The following is a 15,914-nucleotide window of genomic DNA, read 5'->3' as shown; positions in this document are numbered from 1 at the left end:
AGGTAGCGTCGCGACACGATCGGGAACTACAGGAGGCGCCTCGTGGGAGCGGACAACAGCGAGGTCGACGAGACCGGTGCGGACGTGATCGTCATCGGTGCGGGTCCCGGTGGGATCTGCACGGCGATCCAGCTGCGTCAGGCCGGGATCGACGACGTACTGGTGCTGGAACGGTCGGCGGGTGTCGGCGGGACCTGGTTCAACAACCGCTACCCCGGCCTGACCTGCGACGTCTCGACCGACCTGTACTCCTTCAGCTTCTTCCTCGACCACGAGTGGGTCCGGCCCTTCGCCACCCGCGCGGAGATCGTCGAGTACATGGAGGCCGCGGTCGACCGGTTCGGGATCCGGGACACGATCCGGCTCGACACCCACGTCGTGTCCGCGCGCTGGGACGACGCGGACGGTCGGTGGACGCTCGACGACTCGCGGGGTGGCCGGTGGTCGGCGCGGGTGCTGGTCGGCGCCGTCGGCATGTTCAACGAGTTCGTCAGGCCGCCCGTCCCCGGGCTCGACACCTTCGCGGGACCGGTCACGCACACCGCCGAATGGCCCGACGGCGACCTGGGGTTCCTCGCAGGCAAACGGGTGTCGGTCATCGGGACGGCGGCCAGCGCCACCCAGGTCGTGCCGACCATCGCGCCGCACACGGGGCACCTGACGGTCTTCCAGCGCACCTCGAACTGGGTCTTCCCCAAGGACCACGGGCCCTACACCGAGGAACAGCGACGCGCCCGCCGCGAGGACCCGTCCGTCGTCGAGGCCGGCCGGTCCACGGCGGCCCGCGAGCTCGACGAGCTGTTCGCCGACCTCGACAACGAGGCCAAGACCGCGGAGCAGACGGCCATCGCGCTCGCCAACCTCGAGGCGGTCCAGGACCCCGCCACCCGCGAGGCGCTGCGCCCGACCGCGCGCCTCGGCGCCCAACGCCCGTTGCTGTCCTCGCAGTTCTACGAGGCCTTCAACCGGGCCGACGTCACGCTCGTCACCAGCTCCATCGCCGAGGTCACGCCCACCGCGGTCCGCACCGCCGACGGGGTGGAACATCCCAGTGAGCACATCGTGCTGGCGACCGGCTACCTCGCTCACAAGTTCCTGTCCGTCGTCGACGTCGTCGGTCGCGACGGTGTGGCACTGCGCGACCAGTGGGCCGACGGCGCGTACGCCTACCTGGGCATGACGGTCGAGAACTTCCCGAACCTCTTCATGCTCTACGGCCCCAACACCAACGGCGGCTCCATCATCGACAAGCTGGAGACGCAGACCCGCTACATCGTCGGCAAGACCGTGTACCTGCTCAAGAACGGTGTGCACGCACTGGAGGTCCGGCCCGAGGTCGTGGCCGCCTTCAACGAGCGGCTGCAGGCCGACATCGGCGCGGTCGCGGCCTGGCAGGCCGAGGGCAGCAGGTACTACCGCGCACCCACCGGCCGGGTCGTCACCCAGTGCCCGTACACCGTCGTCGAGTACGACCGGATGACACGCCGGGACGACCTCGACGCCTACCTCGCCACACCAGGGGGGCGGCCGTGAGCGCGGTCCCCGCGCACGGCGAGATGGCTCCGCTCGACGACTACACCGTCGTCGACCTGTCCTGCGGGATCGCCGGGGCCTACTGCACCCGGCTGCTCGCCGGGGCGGGTGCTGTCGTCGTGAAGGTGGAGCCCCCGGAGGGAGACGCGCTACGCCGGCGGTCGGCCTCGGGCGTCGTCTCCCCGCCCGGCGAGGACGGTGCACTGTTCCAGTTCCTCGCCTGCGGGAAGCACAGCGTCGTCGCCGACCCCGACGGCCCCGCCGGCCTCGCCTCCGTGCTGGACCTGCTCGCGGTGGCGGACGCCGTCGTCTGGTCGCCGGGCTCGCGGGTGGCCGACCACCCGCAGCTGCAGCCCGCCGCCCTGCACGAACGCTTCCCCGCGCTCGACGTCCTGGCACTCACCCACTTCGGCCTCGACGGGCCCTGGGCCGACCGGGCGGCGACGGAGTTCACGCTGCAGGCCTGGGCCGGTGCCATCGGCTGGCGGGGGCTGCCGGGACGGCCACCGGTGAGCGTCGGCGGCCGGGTCGGGGAGTGGGCGGCGGGCACGTTCGCCGCGACCGGGCTGCTCGCCTCGCGCCGCAGGCAGCGGATCGAGCCGGGCGGGCAGATCCTCGACGCGTCGATCCTGGACGCCGTCGCGCTCAGCCTCACCAACATGCACCCGGTCACCTACTTCGCCGAGGCGGGACACCCGCGGGACCCGCGCCCGGTGTCGCTGCTCCCGGGCATCCACGCCACCGCGGACGGCTGGGTCGGCTTCATGACGGTCACCGGCCAGCAGTGGCTTGACTTCTGCGCGCTGGTCGAACGGATCGACTGGATGGACGACGAGTCGCTCGGTTCGGCCGTCGAGCGCGAGCGGCGCCGCGACGAGGTGACCACCCACATCGACGCCTGGGCCGCGACCCGCACCACCGCGGAGATCCTCGACCTGGCCGCGGCCCTGCGGGTGCCCGCCGCGCCGGTGGGCACGGGCGCCACGGTCCCCACGATCGACCACTTCGTCGACCAGGAGATGTTCGTCGAGACCCCGCGTGGCGGGTTCGTGCAGCCCGCGACGCCCTACCGGCTGCACGGAAAGGTCGACCTGCCCCCGCTCGGTCCGCCCCCGGCGCTCGGCGAGCACACCGCGGTGTGGGCGGACCGGGTCGCGCAGGCACGCACCGCCCGCCCGGTCGCCGGCAACCGGCCCGAGCCGGGCCGGCTCCCCTTCGACGACCTGCGCGTCGTCGAGCTGACCGCGTTCTGGGCCGGTCCCTCGGCCGCCCAGTTCCTCGGGATGCACGGCGCCGAGGTCATCAAGATCGAGTCCCCGGCCCGCCCCGACGGGATGCGGACGCTGAGCACCCGGTCGCCCGAGCAGGACCAGTGGTGGGAGTACGCACCGCTGTTCCACGCGACGAACACGAACAAGCTCGGGCTCGGTCTGCGGCTCGACCGTCCCCGGGGCCCCGACCTGCTGGTCGACCTCCTCGACCGCAGCGACGTGCTGGTGGAGAACTTCAGCCCGCGGGTCCTCGACGCCTGGGGTCTGGGCCACGAGGTGCTGCGCCAGACCAACCCCGGGCTGATCGTCGTGCGGATGCCCGCGTTCGGGCTGGCCGGGCCGTGGCGGGACCGGACGGGGTTCGCCCAGACCATGGAGCAGGCCTCCGGGATGGCCTGGGTGACCGGCTTCCCCGACGGGGCCCCCCAGGTCCCGAGCGGGGTCTGCGACCCGCTCGCCGGGGCCCACGCGGCCTTCGCGCTGCAGGTGGCGCTGGCGGTGCGGGACCGGACCGGTGAGGGGATGCTGGTCGAGGTCCCGATGGTCGCCAGCGCCCTGAACGTGGCGGCCGAGCAGGTCGTCGAGTACGCGGCCTACGGCGCGCTGGCCCACCGGACCGGGAACCGCTCGCCCGCCATGGCGCCGCAGAACCTGTACCGGACCTCGGACCCGCCCGACGGCCTCGGCGGGCCCCGGGTCGCGATCTCGGTGGAGACCGACGCGCAGTGGTCCGTACTCGTCGCTGCCCTCGGCGATCCGGCGTGGGCGACCCGGGCGGAGCTGGCGACCGTCGACGGCCGCAAGGCGCACGAGGACGAGCTCGACGCCCGGCTCGCGACGTGGTGCGCACAGCACACGGTCGCCGAGATCCTCGAGCTGCTGTGGGCGGCCGGGGTCCCCACCGGCCGGGTCGCGATGCCGCACGAACCCGAGCTCGCCCAGTTCACCGCGCGCGAGTTCTACGAGCAGGTCCAGCACCCCCGGGAGGGCACGACGGTCGTGGCCGGCTGGCCCGTCCGGTTCTCCCGCGACCGCTACCCGATGCACCGCCGCCGCGCCCCGATGCTGGGCGAGCACAACCGCTACGTCGTCACCGAGCTCCTCGGCATGACCGCCGACGAGTACGCGAGCCTGGAAGCCGAACAGGTGATCGGGAAGGGGCTGAACCCCGATGGATGACGCTACTGCGGGCGCGAGCCGGCCCCCGGTCGTGGCGGTCCTCGTCCCGGACCCGCGCGACGTCCCGGCGGCGGCAGGCACCGGCACGGCGGGAGCAGCCCTCGGCACCGCGCTGACCTCGGCGTTCCCGCCCGGGCAGCGGCGGGTCGTCGTCGCGGACGGGGCCGGTGATCCGCGCGGGCTGCACCGCGCGGTGAGCGCATCGGACGTGCTCGTGGTCGCGATCCCCGTCGCGTTCCCCGGGTGGCGGCGCGCCGCCACCCGGCTGCTCGACGCGGCCGGCCCGCTCACCGGCCGCGCGGTCTTCGGGGTGGTCACGGGCGGCTGGCCGGACTCGGCCGAGCGGGCCCCGGCGTGGCTGGAGGCGGAGCTCCGCCGCCGCGGCGCGTGCTGCCTGGCACCCGCCCTGCACCTGGTCGCCGACGGGGCCGCCGGCCTCGCCGCCATCACCGCCTACTGCGCACACTGGCGTCCCCTGGTGCCGAGCCTCGTCGGGCTCGCGCGCCGGCAGACGCTCCCCGCGGCCGGCTGAGAGAGGACGCCCCGATGACCGATCGTGCGCACACGATCCTGCAGGCCGGCACCCGTGGCTTCGTCGCCACGCGGACCGCGGCCGGGAGCGCGGTCGTGCACCCGATCTCGGTGTTCCACCGCGGCGGAGCGTTGTGGTTGAACACGTACCTGAAGTCCGCGAAGGCGCGGAACATGATCCGCCATCCCGCGGTCGCCGTCGTGGTCGTGGAGTCCGGCGACGGCGCTCCGCGACCGCCCGCCGTGCTCGTGCGTGGCCGGGCCGAGCTGCAGCCGGAGGGCGCCGACCCCCCGCAGGCCGTGGTGGAGCCCGGCTACCTGCTCCCGGGAGTCGTCGCACCCGTCCCCGGCGACCCCATCTGGTCGCTGGACGGGCGGCGGCGCTGGTTCCGCGTCCCGCTCACCGAGGTCACCCTGCTGGAGGCCACCGATGCCCAGGCCTGACGTCCGGATGACCCCGGCCGAGATCGAGGAGTTCCTGTCCGGCGAGGAGGGCGGCGTCCTCGCCCACCTCGACGAGAACGGCGACCCCACCGCCGTGCTCGTCACGAGCAGCGTTCACGGGACCGCGCTCGCGCTCGCCACCACCGGTCCCGCCCCGCTCCCGCCCGACGGCACCCGGGTCTGCGTGGCCTACGAACGGGAGCCCTCCTACGCGGGCATCCGGGCGGCCCTCGTCCTGGGACAGCTCCACGGCGGCCGCCTCGAGCCGGACCGCACGATCAGCTTCGACTTCGCCAAGATCCCCGTCCCCGTCCGGGAGGACGACCACTGATGCCCGGGAACCGGTACACCATCGCCACCGACATGGGCGGGACCTTCACCGACCTCGTTCTCGAGGACCGTGACACCGCCCGCGTCCGCATCGTGAAGAGCCCCACCGTCCTGGACGACCCGATCCGCGGCATCCTCGACGCCGTCGACCTGGCCGCGACCGAGGTCGGGGTGGGCCGGCGCGAGCTGCTCGCGAGCACCGAGACGTTCGTGCACGGCACCACCCGCGCGCTGAACGCGATCCTCACCGGCACCACCGCCCGCACCGCCTTCCTGACCACCCGGGGGCACCCGGACATCCTGCTGTTCCGCGAGGGCGGGCGCGTCGACCCGTTCGACTTCACCCGCCGCTACCCCGAGCCGTTGGTCCCACGCGCCCTGACCTGGGAGGTCGACGAGCGGATCGGGGCCGGCGGTGCCGTGGTCACCCCGCTCGCCGAGGCCGCACTGGTGGCGCAGCTGCAGGAGATCGTCGAGGCCCGGATCGAGGCGATCGCGGTCTGTCTGCTGTGGTCGATCGCGAACCCGGCGCACGAGGTGCGGATCGGTGAGCTGATCGAACAGCACGCCCCCGGCATCCCCTACACGCTCTCGCACCGGCTCAACCCCATCGTGCGCGAGTACCGGAGGGCCTGCTCGACCGTCCTCGATGCGGCTCTCAAACCGCTGATGACCGAGTACCTGGACGCCATGCGCACCCGGCTCACCGAGGAGGGGCTGGGCGGCCGGCTGCTCATCGTCACCTCGGGCGGCGGGGTCATGGACGCCGCCGCGGTCGCCGCGGCACCCGTCCACGTGATCGGGTCCGGACCGGCGATGGCCCCGATCGCCGGCCGCGACGTCGTCGACCGCACGACCGGCCACCAGACCGTGCTCGTCGCCGACACCGGCGGGACGAGCTACGACGTCGGCGTGGTCCGCGACGGCGACGTGTCGTCGACCCGGGAGTCCTGGCTCGGCGCACCCCACCTGAGCCACATGACGGGGTTGCCGTCGATCGACATCAAGAGCGTCGGTGCGGGCGGCGGGAGCATCGCCGCCGTCGGCGCCGGCGGACTGCTCACCGTGGGGCCGCGCAGCGCCGGCGCGCATCCGGGCCCGGTCTGCTACGGCCAGGGCGGCACCGAGCCGACCGTGACCGACGCGGCGGTCGTGCTCGGCTACCTCGACCCGCAGTACTTCCTCGGCGGCCGGGTCACCCTCGACGTCGGGCGGGCCGAACAGGCGATCCAGGAGAGGATCGCGACGCCGCTGGGCTTCACGACGATGCAGGCCGCCGCGGCGATCATGGAGCTGGCGACCGAGCACATGGTGCGCGCCATCGAGGACACCACCGTCGCGCAGGGCATCGACCCGGCCGCCGCGGTGCTGGTCGCGGGCGGCGGGGCGGGTGGGTTCAACGCGATCGACATCGCGTCCCGGCTGCGGTGTGCCGCGGCCGTCATCCCCGACACCGGCAGCGTGCTCAGCGCCGCGGGCGCCGCGATCTCCGACCTGTCCTCGGACTTCGCGGCGGCCTGCCCCGCGACCACGCGGGACTTCGACTTCCGCCGGGTCGCTGCGGTGACCGACCGGCTCGTCGGGCGCGCGCAGGAGTTCGTCGCCTCGACGGGGGTGGCCGCCGAGCTCGCGGACGTCCGGCTGTTCGCCGACGCCCGCTACCCGCACCAGGTCTGGGAGGTGGAGGTGCCGCTGCCCACGCTGCGGATCACCTCGGCCGCCGACGTCGGGGCGCTCGCCGACGCGTTCCACAAGATGCACGAGAAGCTCTTCGCGATCAGCGACCCCGGCTCCGACGTGGAGGTCGTCGGGTGGCGGGTCCGGGCCTCCTGCCGGACCCGGACGGCGCCGCTGGGCCAGGTGGAGAGCGGCCCGCCACGACCCACGGCCCGCCGCACGCGGCGCGTCTACTTCGCCGGGCACGGCCTCGTCGACGCCGCCGTGCGTGCCCAGGCCGACATCGCGCCGGGGGAGGTGGTCGACGGCCCGGCGATCGTCGAGACCCCGGTGACGGTCGTCGTCGTCCGCCCGGACGCCACGGCCACCCGGGCCTCGACCGGAGCGCTCGTCCTGCGGCGGAACGGAGACGACCGGTGACACTCGACGGCCTGCAGCTGGCGGTCCTCACCAGCCGGATGGAGCAGGTGGTGCGCGCGATGGCCAACACGCTCGCACGCACCGCCCGGTCCGGGGTGATCAACACCGCGCGGGACTTCTCCTGTTGCGTCCTCACCGGCGACGCGCAGCTGGTGGCGACGGCCGAGTCGTTGCCGGTGCACGTCATGCGCGGTCCCGACATCATGGCCGCCTACACGGCGCGGATGCATCCCGACCTGCGCCGCGGCGACGCCTACCTGCACAACTCGCCCTACCACGGCAACTCCCACGCCGCCGACCACTGCATCCTCGTGCCCGTCGTGGACCCGGCCGGGACGCACCGCTTCACCGTGCTGGTGAAGGCGCACCAGGCCGACTGCGGGAACGGGACCCCCACCACGTACTCGACCTCGGCCGTCGACGTCTACGAGGAGGGCGCGCTGATCTTCCCCGCGGTGCGGGTACAGCGCGACTTCACCGACGTCGACGACGTGATCCGCATGTGCCGCATGCGGATCCGGGTTCCCGACCAGTGGTGGGGCGACTACCTGGCGATGGTCGGCGCCGCGCGGATCGGGGAGCGCGAGGTCGAGCGGCTCGCCGCCGACGTCGGCTGGGACGCGCTGGAGCAGTACGCCGGGGAGTGGTTCGACTTCTCTGAGCAACGGGTCGCCGAGGCGATCGCGCAGCTGCCGGCCGGGCGGGTCACGCTCGACGGGGCCCACGACCCCTTCCCGGGGGTACCCGGCGGCGTGCCGGTCTCGGTCACCGTCGATGTCGATCCGGTCGGGGGGCGGGTCGTCGTGGACCTGCGGGACAACCCGGACTGTCAACCCTGCGGGCTGAACCTGACCGAGAGCACCTCCGCCAGCTCCGCGCTGGTCGGCGTGTTCAACTCGCTGCCCGCGTCGGTGCCGGCGAACGCGGGCAGCCTGCGCCGGGTCGAGGTGCTGCTGCGGGAGAACTGCGTCGTCGGCATCCCGCGACACCCGGCCAGCTGCTCGGTGGCGACCACGAACGTCGCGGACCGGGTGACCAACCTGGTGCAGCGGGCGATCGCCGACCTGGGTCCCGGGGTCGGGATGGCCGAGGCCGGGCTGGTGCAGCCACCGGCCTGGGCGGTGATCTCCGGGTCCGACCCGCGGACGGGTGTGCCGTTCGTGAACCAGATCCTGTTCCCGGGTGTGACCGGTGGTCCGGGCACGCCGTGGACGGACGGCTGGCTGACCTTCGGTCACGCCGGCAACGCCGGGATGATGCTGCGGGACAGCGTGGAGATCGACGAGATCCACCACCCGATCCTCGTGACCCAACAGCGCATCCTGCCCGACACCGAGGGCGCCGGTGAGTTCCGGGGAGCACCCGGCGCCCTCGTGGAGTACGGCCCCACGACCGCCCCGCTCACCCTCGGCTACGGCAGCGACGGCGCGGTCCACCCCGCCCGCGGAGCCGGCGGCGGGACCACCGGGGCCCCGGCTCGGCAACGGCTGCGCCGGGTCGACGGCGAGCTCGTCGACCTGCCGGCGAGCGGGCTCGTACAGCTGCAGCCCGGCGAGGCCGTCGTCTCGGAGAGCTGCGGGGGCGGCGGCTACGGCGCGCCCCACCGGCGGGACCTCGCGCTGGTCGCCCACGACGTGGTCGAGGGCTGGATCACGCCCGACCGGGCGCGTGCGGTCTACGGGGTGGCCGTGGTGGCCGGGCGCGTAGACGAGGCGGAGACCAGCAGGCTCCGCGAGAACGTCCAGCGAGGAGAGAGATGAGCACGAGCGTGACCCCCGAGACCATCCTGGCGGCGCAGGGACTTCCGACCGCCGACGACTACGCCCTCCCGACCTCGGCGCGGACCTTCGCCGACGGTGGCCGGTTCCGGCTGGAGGTGTCGGGCGTGGAGCGGCTGTCCAACCTGGAGTCGCTGCTGACCGAGGCGAAGCGGCACGACGTCTTCGTCCACCGCATCATCTCCTTCGGCGGCGGCGCGACCCTGCTCGACAAGGGCGAGCTGCGGGCGTTCGCGCAGCTGGCGGCGGAGAACGGGATCGAGGTCGTGGCCTGCCCGGGGCCACGCGCGGGCTGGGACTCGGGCCGCCAGCTGACCAGCCGGGAGGGCATCACCTCGGGGAAGCGGATCCGCGGCGTGGACAACATCCGCTACCTGCTGCACGACGTGCTGCGCATCTTCGATGCGGGCCTGCGTGGTCTCCTGGTCATCGACGAGGGCGTCCTCGACGTGCTCAACACCGCGCGCACGCGGGGGGACATCCCCGCCGACGCGTTCTTCAAGGTCTCCGTCTACGCGGGCCACGCGAACCCGGCGTCGGTACGGGTGCTGGAGAACCTGGGCGCGGACAGCGTGAACCCGGTCGGAGACCTGAGCAGGCCGATGCTGAGCGCCATCCGGTCGGTCACGTCCGTCCCGCTGGACATCTGGGCGATCACCTTCGACTCGTTCGGCGGGATGACCCGGCTGTGGGAGGCGGCCGACATCGCCCGGGTCGCCGCCCCCGTCTACTTCAAGATCGAGCCGGGGGAGTCCGAGGAGGTCATGTACAACGGCTACACCGACGCCGAGTTCCACGACCGGCTCATCAGGCACAAGGTGCGGCACGCGGCGATCCTGCGGGAGCTCGCGTCCACCGTGGACCCCGGTGTGCGGATGTCGCCGTCGCCGGCAGCCGGGTGAGCGCGCCGCTGCGCAGTGCGCGGTGGTTCTCCGGCGAGCACGTTCCCGGGTTCGTGCACCGCACGGCGATGCGCGCCTCCGGTTTCGCGCGGTCGAGCTTCGAGGGCCGTCCCGTCATCGGGATCTGCAACTCCTGGTCCGAGCTGATCAGCTGCAACCTGCACCTGCGCGCGCTCGCCGACAGCGTGCGCCGCGGCGTCCTGCAGGCGGGCGGGCTCCCGCTGGAGTTCCCGACCATCTCACTCGGCGAACAGCTGATGAAGCCCACGACCATGCTGTTCCGCAACCTGATGTCGATGGACGTCGAGGAGTCGTTGCGCGCCTACCCGTTCGATGCGGTGGTCATGCTCGGGGGCTGCGACAAGACGATGCCGGCGCAGCTGATGGGCGCCGCGAGCGCGGACGTCCCCACGATCGTCGTCCCCGGTGGGCCGGCGAACCCCGCGACCTTCCGCGGTCGGCAGATCGGGGTCGGCACCGACCTGTGGGGCTACGTCGACGACGTGCGCGCGGGCCGCATGTCCGTGGCCGAGTACGAGGCCCTCGAGGCCTCCGCCGGACCGTCGGTCGGGCACTGCCCCGAGATGGGCACGGCGTCCACGGTTGCGGCGGTCGTCGAGGCCCTCGGGATGACGCTGCCCGGGGCGAGCGCGATTCCCGCGACGGACGCCCGGCGCAGCCAGGTCGCCGAGGACTGCGGGCGGGTCGCGGTGCGGCTCGCCCAGGAGGGCGTGCGGCCGTCGCAGATCCTGACCGCGGACGCCTTCCACAACGCGATCACCGTCCTCGTGGCGCTCGGCGGCTCGACGAACGTGATCCTGCACCTGCTGGCTCTCGCGGGGCGGGCCGAGGTGGAGCTGGGGCTGCAGGACTTCCACGAGATCGCGGCGCACGTGCCGCTGATCGCGAACGTCCGCCCGGCCGGGAAGCACCTCGTCGAGCAGCTGTTCGAGATCGGCGGGCTGCCCGTCGTGCTCAAGGAGCTGGCCCCGCTGCTGCGCGGGGACGCGCTCACTGTGAACGGCCGGACGCTGGGGGAGAACGTCGCCGACGCCCCACCCGTCGACGGGGAGGTGGTCCGGCCGCTCTCCGACCCCGTCCAGGGACCGGGCGGCCTCGCGGTCGTGCGCGGCAACCTGGCGCCCGGCGGTGCCGTGGTCAAGTGCAGCGCCGCGAGTGAGAACCTGTTGCGCCACAGCGGGCCTGCCGTGGTCTTCGACGACATGGACGACCTCCGGCGGCGGATCGACGACCCCGCGCTCCCGGTGACGGCGGACTCGGTGCTGGTGTTGCGCAACGCCGGGCCCGTCGGCGGACCCGGCATGCCCGAGTGGGGGGCCCTGCCGATCCCGCAGAAGCTGCTCCGGGAGGGCGTCACCGACATGGTCCGCGTGTCCGACGCACGGATGAGCGGGACCGCGTACGGGACGACGGTGCTGCACGTCAGCCCGGAGGCCGCGGTCGGTGGGCCGCTCGGGCTCGTCGAGGACGGTGACGTGATCCGCCTCGACGCCCGCGGCGGCGTGCTCGAGCTCGAGGTCGACGAGGCGACGCTGGCCGCGCGCCGGTGGGCGGCCCGCGCGCCCCGCCGGGCGTACCGGCGGGGCTACGGGGCCCTGTACGCGGAGCGGGTCACGCAGGCCGACACCGGCTGCGACCTGGACTTCCTGCGGGGCCGCTCGGCGGGTCCGGCGGCCGAGCCCTACGGCATCTTCGAGGGGTGGATCGGCGGCTGGTGAGCCCCCGCCGCACCGGCCACGATCGGGGCGAGGGCCGCGGCGACGAGCTCGCGGGAGCGGCTGCGCAGCCCGGGGTCGGTCAGCATGTCCTGCACCATGATCTCGGTGGCCCCGATGTCCCGGACCAGCGGCTCCAGCTGGGACCGCAACGACTCCGGTGTGCCCGAGACCTGCGGCGGGATCACCCCGTCGGTGATGGTGGCTGCCGAACGTGTAGCCCGGCCCGAGCCCGCCCGCGAGCGCGGCGCTCCCGCCGGACGAACCGAGGACCCACACCTCGGGGACGCCGTCGATGCCGCTCGTGAGGTCGATCGACCCGTAGGGGTGGCCGGGGTCGAACGCCCGGTGGTAGTAGCCGACGACCTCCTCGACCTGCGAGGGGAAGTCGTCGGGCGGTGCCGCCCGGCGGTCGCGGCGCAATGCGTGGTCGATGAGCGGGCCGGCCGAGGAGCGGCCGAGCCCGAGGTCGATCCGTCCCGGGGCGAGCGCCTGCAGCATCAGGAACCGCTCGGCGACGCTGTAGGGGCTGTGATGGTTGAGCAGCACGGCCCCCGAGCCGAGCCGGATCCGGGAGGTCCGCTGCGACGCGACCGCGATCAGCGGTGCCGGGTCCTGGGCCGCACAGCCGGTGGTGTGATGGTGCTCGGCGTACCAGAACCGGTGGTAACCGAGGTGTTCGGCCTCCTCGGCCGCCGCCAGGGCGTGTTCGAGAGCGGTGTGCTTGCCGGCACCGGGTGCGACCGGTGCGAGCTCCACGAGCGAGTACCTCAACGGTCCGCCTCCGCACGCACCTCGGCCGCGTCGACGCCCAGGCCCGCATAGGGGTCGCCGAGGGCCGCGGCGAAGCGCCGGAACTCGGCCGGGTCGTTCGTGACGATGTACCGGGTCACCAGCCCGTCCTCGACCAGGCAGTGGAACTCGGTGTGCAGGTGCAGCGGCCAGCCGTCGGGCAACGTGCCGGTCAGCGTGACGTCCCCGACGATCACGTCCCCGGGCCGCTCCGTCGCGGTGCCGACGATCTTCAGGTCGGGGATGAGCCGTTGCGCGATGGTCGGCACGCGGGGGCGACCGTCGACGGGCCCCCGGTCGAGCCGGACGAACCCGGGATCGGCGGGCGTCGGCCCCAGCGCCAGCATGCAGGTCTCGAACGTCGGGGCCAGCATCGTGGCCTCGACGCTCGCGTACATCAGGAAGCCCGCGGCGATACCGTCGCGCAGCCGGCGGGCGAGCTCCGCCGTCGTCTCGGGAAGGGTCGAGGCCTGGTCGCGCTCCACCGCGGTCACCTCGACTTCCACGCGCTGTGGAGCAGCACCCGGGAGGCCGCGTCGAACGTGACGCCGTGGACATGGCCTGCAGAGCGGCGATCGACGCGCTGGTCGCGGCCGAGACGACGACGCTGCCGCGGCGGCGAGCCGACCCTGCCACCCGCACGCCCGCTGTCCGCGACGCAGCTCAGGGGCCGGCCGGTGTCGACGCGACGCCGCGCTCGGTGGGCGCCCCGGCCGGCGGGCCGGACCGGCGCTGCACCCGGTGCAGCGCGACGAGCAGGATCGCGAGGACGAGAGGCACGCCGAAGACGACCGGGACGATCGGCCCCCAGTTGTACGGAGCGGTGTTGCCGTGCGCGACGTACTGGTAGACGTGGTCGATCCCGCAGCCCCAGAAGTACACGAGGTAACCGAGGACCGTCGCGGTCCAGAACCCGCCGCGCACCCAGTAGCAGGTGATGCCGAGGACCCCGAAGGCGAGGTTCGCGACGCCGACCTCGTTCTGGAACGGGTTGCCCGCGGGGAAGCCGATCTGGGCGGCGGTGGCCGGGCCGAAGAGCAGGTGCGAACCGGCGGTGACGATCTCGCCGACACCTACCGCCACGACCAGGCCCCAGAGCAGGGCGATCGTCAGGTTTCGTTCCGGTGTGCGGTGGCGGGCCAGCCCGATGTGCACGAGCGCGCCGATGAGCGCGACCGCCGGGACGAAGACGGGTCCGTACGACGGGTTCACGAAAGCCTCCTGGTCCGGGCGGAAGGTCAGGGGGTGGACGGCAGCCAGGCGCCGTGCAGGCCGAGCGGCACACGGACGGGGATGCGGACCCGCGCGACCGGGCCCGCCGCCGGGTCGTCGGCGGGCAGCACGAGGAACCAGCTGACGTCGTCGCGACGGTCGACGGCGAGCGTGGCCCACCAGCCGTGGCCGGGATCGGGGTCGCCGGGGCGGGGGAGATGGACCGGCTCGCCCAGCGCCAGCTCGGGTGCGCGCCAGTGCACGTCGTGGCCACCGGCGAGGTCGGTGACGACGAGGGTGTCGGCGAGCTGCGGGTCGTCGGGCTGGGTCGCGATCGTCGCGACCCGGTCGTGGCGGTGGCCGAGGAGACGGTCGTCGATGCGCGGGAACTCGACCCGCCGGTCGTGGGCGGGAGTCCGGACGACCGTCCCGCGGGACAGGTCGAGGCGGGCGCGGACGAGCACGGCGTTCTGCTCGGCGGTGGCGTCGTCGGTCTCGGGCCGGTCCCACTGGACGTAGTCGACGACGACGGCGTCGTCGGGCGCGGGCCCCTCGTCGAAGGCGTTGGCCAGGTGCCAGCACCAGAACGCATCGGTCGCGAGCCAGCGGGTCGGCGAGCCGTCGCGGGGTACCAGCGCGATCCGGGTGCCGTCCTCGGGGCGCCACGTCAGCAGGCCGCCCCCGGACATCGCCGCGGCGATGTCGAAGTAGTACGGCGCGACGATCAGCACGACGAACCGGTCGGTGATCGCCATGTCGTGGATCATCGAGGGCCGTTCGGCGCCGTCGACGACGGTCGGCGGCCGCCGGACCGCCCCGTCCGGTCCGACGACCGACCAGGTCAGGAACGGTGCCTCGATGCCGTAGCAGAAGACGAGGAGCTCGCCGGTCCGCGGGTCGACCTTGGGGTGCGCGGTGATCCCGGCCGGCAGCGCCCCGCCGAAGGTCTCGCGGCCCAGCGTGGCCAGCTCCGGGGAGAGCGCGAACGGCGGCGCGGACTCCGCGAGCGCGAGCGTCCGGCCGGCGTGCCGGACGATGTTGATGTCGGGCAGGTCCTTGCGGGTGCCCGCGAGCCCGGCCCCGACCTCCGCGGCGTCGGGCCGGTACATCGCCATCACCCCGCTCCACAGCGCGTGCCCGGCCCGCTCCTCGGCCCGCAGCGCAGGCGTCTCGACGAACCGGTTGGCGTAGCTGACCCGGCCGTCCTCGATACGGACCGCGTGGACCATCCCGTCCCCGTCGAGCGGGTAGGTGTAGGAGCCGATCGGGGTGAAGCGCGGGTTCGGGCCGTTGCGCAGGTAGGTCCCGTCGAGCTCGGGTGGGAGGTCGCCGACGACCTCCAGCGGGCCGATGTCGCGCTCGGCCGTCGTCGGAGCGAACAGCCCGGACAGCTCGGGGACCAGCGAGACGTCGACGGGGACCGGGTGCGCCCCGGTGGGGAGCAACGTCACGACGCACGCCCCGGCGTCGACCCGGCGGCCGCGCCCCGGGACGGGGGTGGCCCGTCGTCCCGGTTGCTGTAGGCCTGGGTGAACTTCACGGCCGCGACGATCGCGACCGCGGGCACGACCCACTGCAGCAGGTCCACCGCGACCGACCACCGGACGGCGACGAACCCCGCGACGGCGATCACGGCGAACGCGGCACCCCAGACCAGGCTGATGGCCCGGTTGATCCGCAGGAACTCGCGCGTCCCCCAGAGCTCCCGCGGAACCTCGCGGCGGGCGTAGTAGGCGGTGAACGGTCGCCCGATCAGCACGCCCCCGATCGCGACGACGGCGAGCAGCGCCATCGAGATGGTCTGTGCGTAGTTCTCGAGGGTCTCCAGCGCGTCCCGCGGCACGACGAGCGCGACGACCGACAGGACGGCGAAGAACACCAGGCTCACGACGTCGAGCACCGAGACGCCCCGGTGGTGCCCGAGCGAGGGGATGACGAGACCGATCGAGATGACGAGCGCGGCCAGCGACGCCCACTCCCAGGTGCTGGGCGAGGACACCACCCAGAACACGATCCAGGGCGCGAAGCCCGCTGCGACGCTGTTGCGCAAGGTCCCTCCTCGGCCGTCGGACCCCGGCGAGCCGCCGGGACCACCGACGACGACGGTGC

Annotated in this window: 14 protein-coding genes and 1 pseudogene; 9 read left to right on the top strand and 6 right to left on the bottom strand. The window is 73.7% G+C overall.

The window, feature by feature from the left end:
* Positions 1–42: 42 nt before the first annotated feature.
* From AB7F12_RS15060 to AB7F12_RS15020, 9 genes are read left to right on the top strand one after another with little or no spacing between them, the layout of a single operon-like run.
* Entirely contained in the window at positions 43–1,533 is a 1,491-nt protein-coding gene (locus tag AB7F12_RS15060) for a flavin-containing monooxygenase (protein ID WP_428498868.1), read from the top strand.
* The gene (locus AB7F12_RS15055; protein ID WP_428498869.1) at positions 1,530–3,983 is read left to right on the top strand and encodes a CaiB/BaiF CoA transferase family protein; all 2,454 of its coding nucleotides are present in this window, start codon (positions 1,530–1,532) and stop codon (positions 3,981–3,983) included. The genes AB7F12_RS15060 and AB7F12_RS15055 overlap by 4 nt, the downstream gene beginning before the upstream one ends.
* Positions 3,976–4,515 carry a hypothetical protein gene (locus AB7F12_RS15050; RefSeq protein WP_428498870.1) on the top strand — a complete coding sequence of 180 codons (540 nt, stop codon included), beginning with the start codon at positions 3,976–3,978 and terminating at the stop codon, positions 4,513–4,515. The genes AB7F12_RS15055 and AB7F12_RS15050 overlap by 8 nt, the downstream gene beginning before the upstream one ends.
* A 14-nt stretch (positions 4,516–4,529) precedes the next feature.
* Entirely contained in the window at positions 4,530–4,958 is a 429-nt protein-coding gene (locus tag AB7F12_RS15045; RefSeq protein WP_428498871.1) for a pyridoxamine 5'-phosphate oxidase family protein, read from the top strand.
* On the top strand, positions 4,945–5,289 hold the full coding sequence (locus AB7F12_RS15040) for a hypothetical protein (protein WP_428498872.1): 345 nt from the start codon (positions 4,945–4,947) through the stop codon (positions 5,287–5,289). The genes AB7F12_RS15045 and AB7F12_RS15040 overlap by 14 nt, the downstream gene beginning before the upstream one ends.
* Positions 5,289–7,385, top strand: coding sequence for a hydantoinase/oxoprolinase family protein (locus AB7F12_RS15035; protein WP_428498873.1), 2,097 nt, complete (start codon positions 5,289–5,291; stop codon positions 7,383–7,385). Before AB7F12_RS15040 ends, AB7F12_RS15035 begins: the two co-directional genes overlap by 1 nt.
* Positions 7,382–9,145: a hydantoinase B/oxoprolinase family protein gene (locus AB7F12_RS15030; protein WP_428516601.1), complete on the top strand. Its 1,764-nt coding sequence runs from the start codon at positions 7,382–7,384 to the stop codon at positions 9,143–9,145. Before AB7F12_RS15035 ends, AB7F12_RS15030 begins: the two co-directional genes overlap by 4 nt.
* A complete protein-coding gene (locus tag AB7F12_RS15025) occupies positions 9,142–10,065 on the top strand; it encodes a hypothetical protein (protein WP_428498875.1) in 924 nt (307 codons plus the stop codon). The genes AB7F12_RS15030 and AB7F12_RS15025 overlap by 4 nt, the downstream gene beginning before the upstream one ends.
* Complete coding sequence (locus AB7F12_RS15020) at positions 10,062–11,804, top strand: dihydroxy-acid dehydratase (RefSeq protein WP_428498876.1); 1,743 nt, start codon at positions 10,062–10,064, stop codon at positions 11,802–11,804. Before AB7F12_RS15025 ends, AB7F12_RS15020 begins: the two co-directional genes overlap by 4 nt.
* Here AB7F12_RS15020 and AB7F12_RS15015 read toward each other — a convergent pair.
* From AB7F12_RS15015 to AB7F12_RS14990, 6 genes and pseudogenes are all read right to left on the bottom strand, one after another.
* Positions 11,768–11,989 carry a hypothetical protein gene (locus tag AB7F12_RS15015; protein WP_428498877.1) on the bottom strand — a complete coding sequence of 74 codons (222 nt, stop codon included), beginning with the start codon at positions 11,987–11,989 and terminating at the stop codon, positions 11,768–11,770. The genes AB7F12_RS15020 and AB7F12_RS15015 overlap by 37 nt on opposite strands.
* A gap of 64 nt (positions 11,990–12,053) precedes the next feature.
* Positions 12,054–12,560 (bottom strand): annotated as a pseudogene (locus AB7F12_RS15010) (MsnO8 family LLM class oxidoreductase); the annotation flags it as partial.
* Between the two features lie 11 nt (positions 12,561–12,571).
* Positions 12,572–13,078, bottom strand: a complete 507-nt coding sequence (locus AB7F12_RS15005) for a hypothetical protein (protein WP_428498878.1) — start codon at positions 13,076–13,078, stop codon at positions 12,572–12,574.
* A gap of 178 nt (positions 13,079–13,256) precedes the next feature.
* Positions 13,257–13,805, bottom strand: a complete 549-nt coding sequence (locus tag AB7F12_RS15000; protein ID WP_428498879.1) for a DUF6790 family protein — start codon at positions 13,803–13,805, stop codon at positions 13,257–13,259.
* Positions 13,806–13,831: 26 nt separating this feature from the next.
* Complete coding sequence (locus AB7F12_RS14995) at positions 13,832–15,256, bottom strand: carotenoid oxygenase family protein (protein WP_428498880.1); 1,425 nt, start codon at positions 15,254–15,256, stop codon at positions 13,832–13,834.
* Entirely contained in the window at positions 15,253–15,855 is a 603-nt protein-coding gene (locus AB7F12_RS14990; RefSeq protein ID WP_428498881.1) for a hypothetical protein, read from the bottom strand. The genes AB7F12_RS14995 and AB7F12_RS14990 overlap by 4 nt, the downstream gene beginning before the upstream one ends.
* Positions 15,856–15,914: the final 59 nt, after the last annotated feature.

This window comes from Pseudonocardia sp., assembly GCF_050250275.1.
Lineage (GTDB): Bacteria > Actinomycetota > Actinomycetes > Mycobacteriales > Pseudonocardiaceae > Pseudonocardia.
Note: the sequence above shows the minus strand (reverse complement) of the source record. Positions and strands in the feature narration are given on the sequence as shown.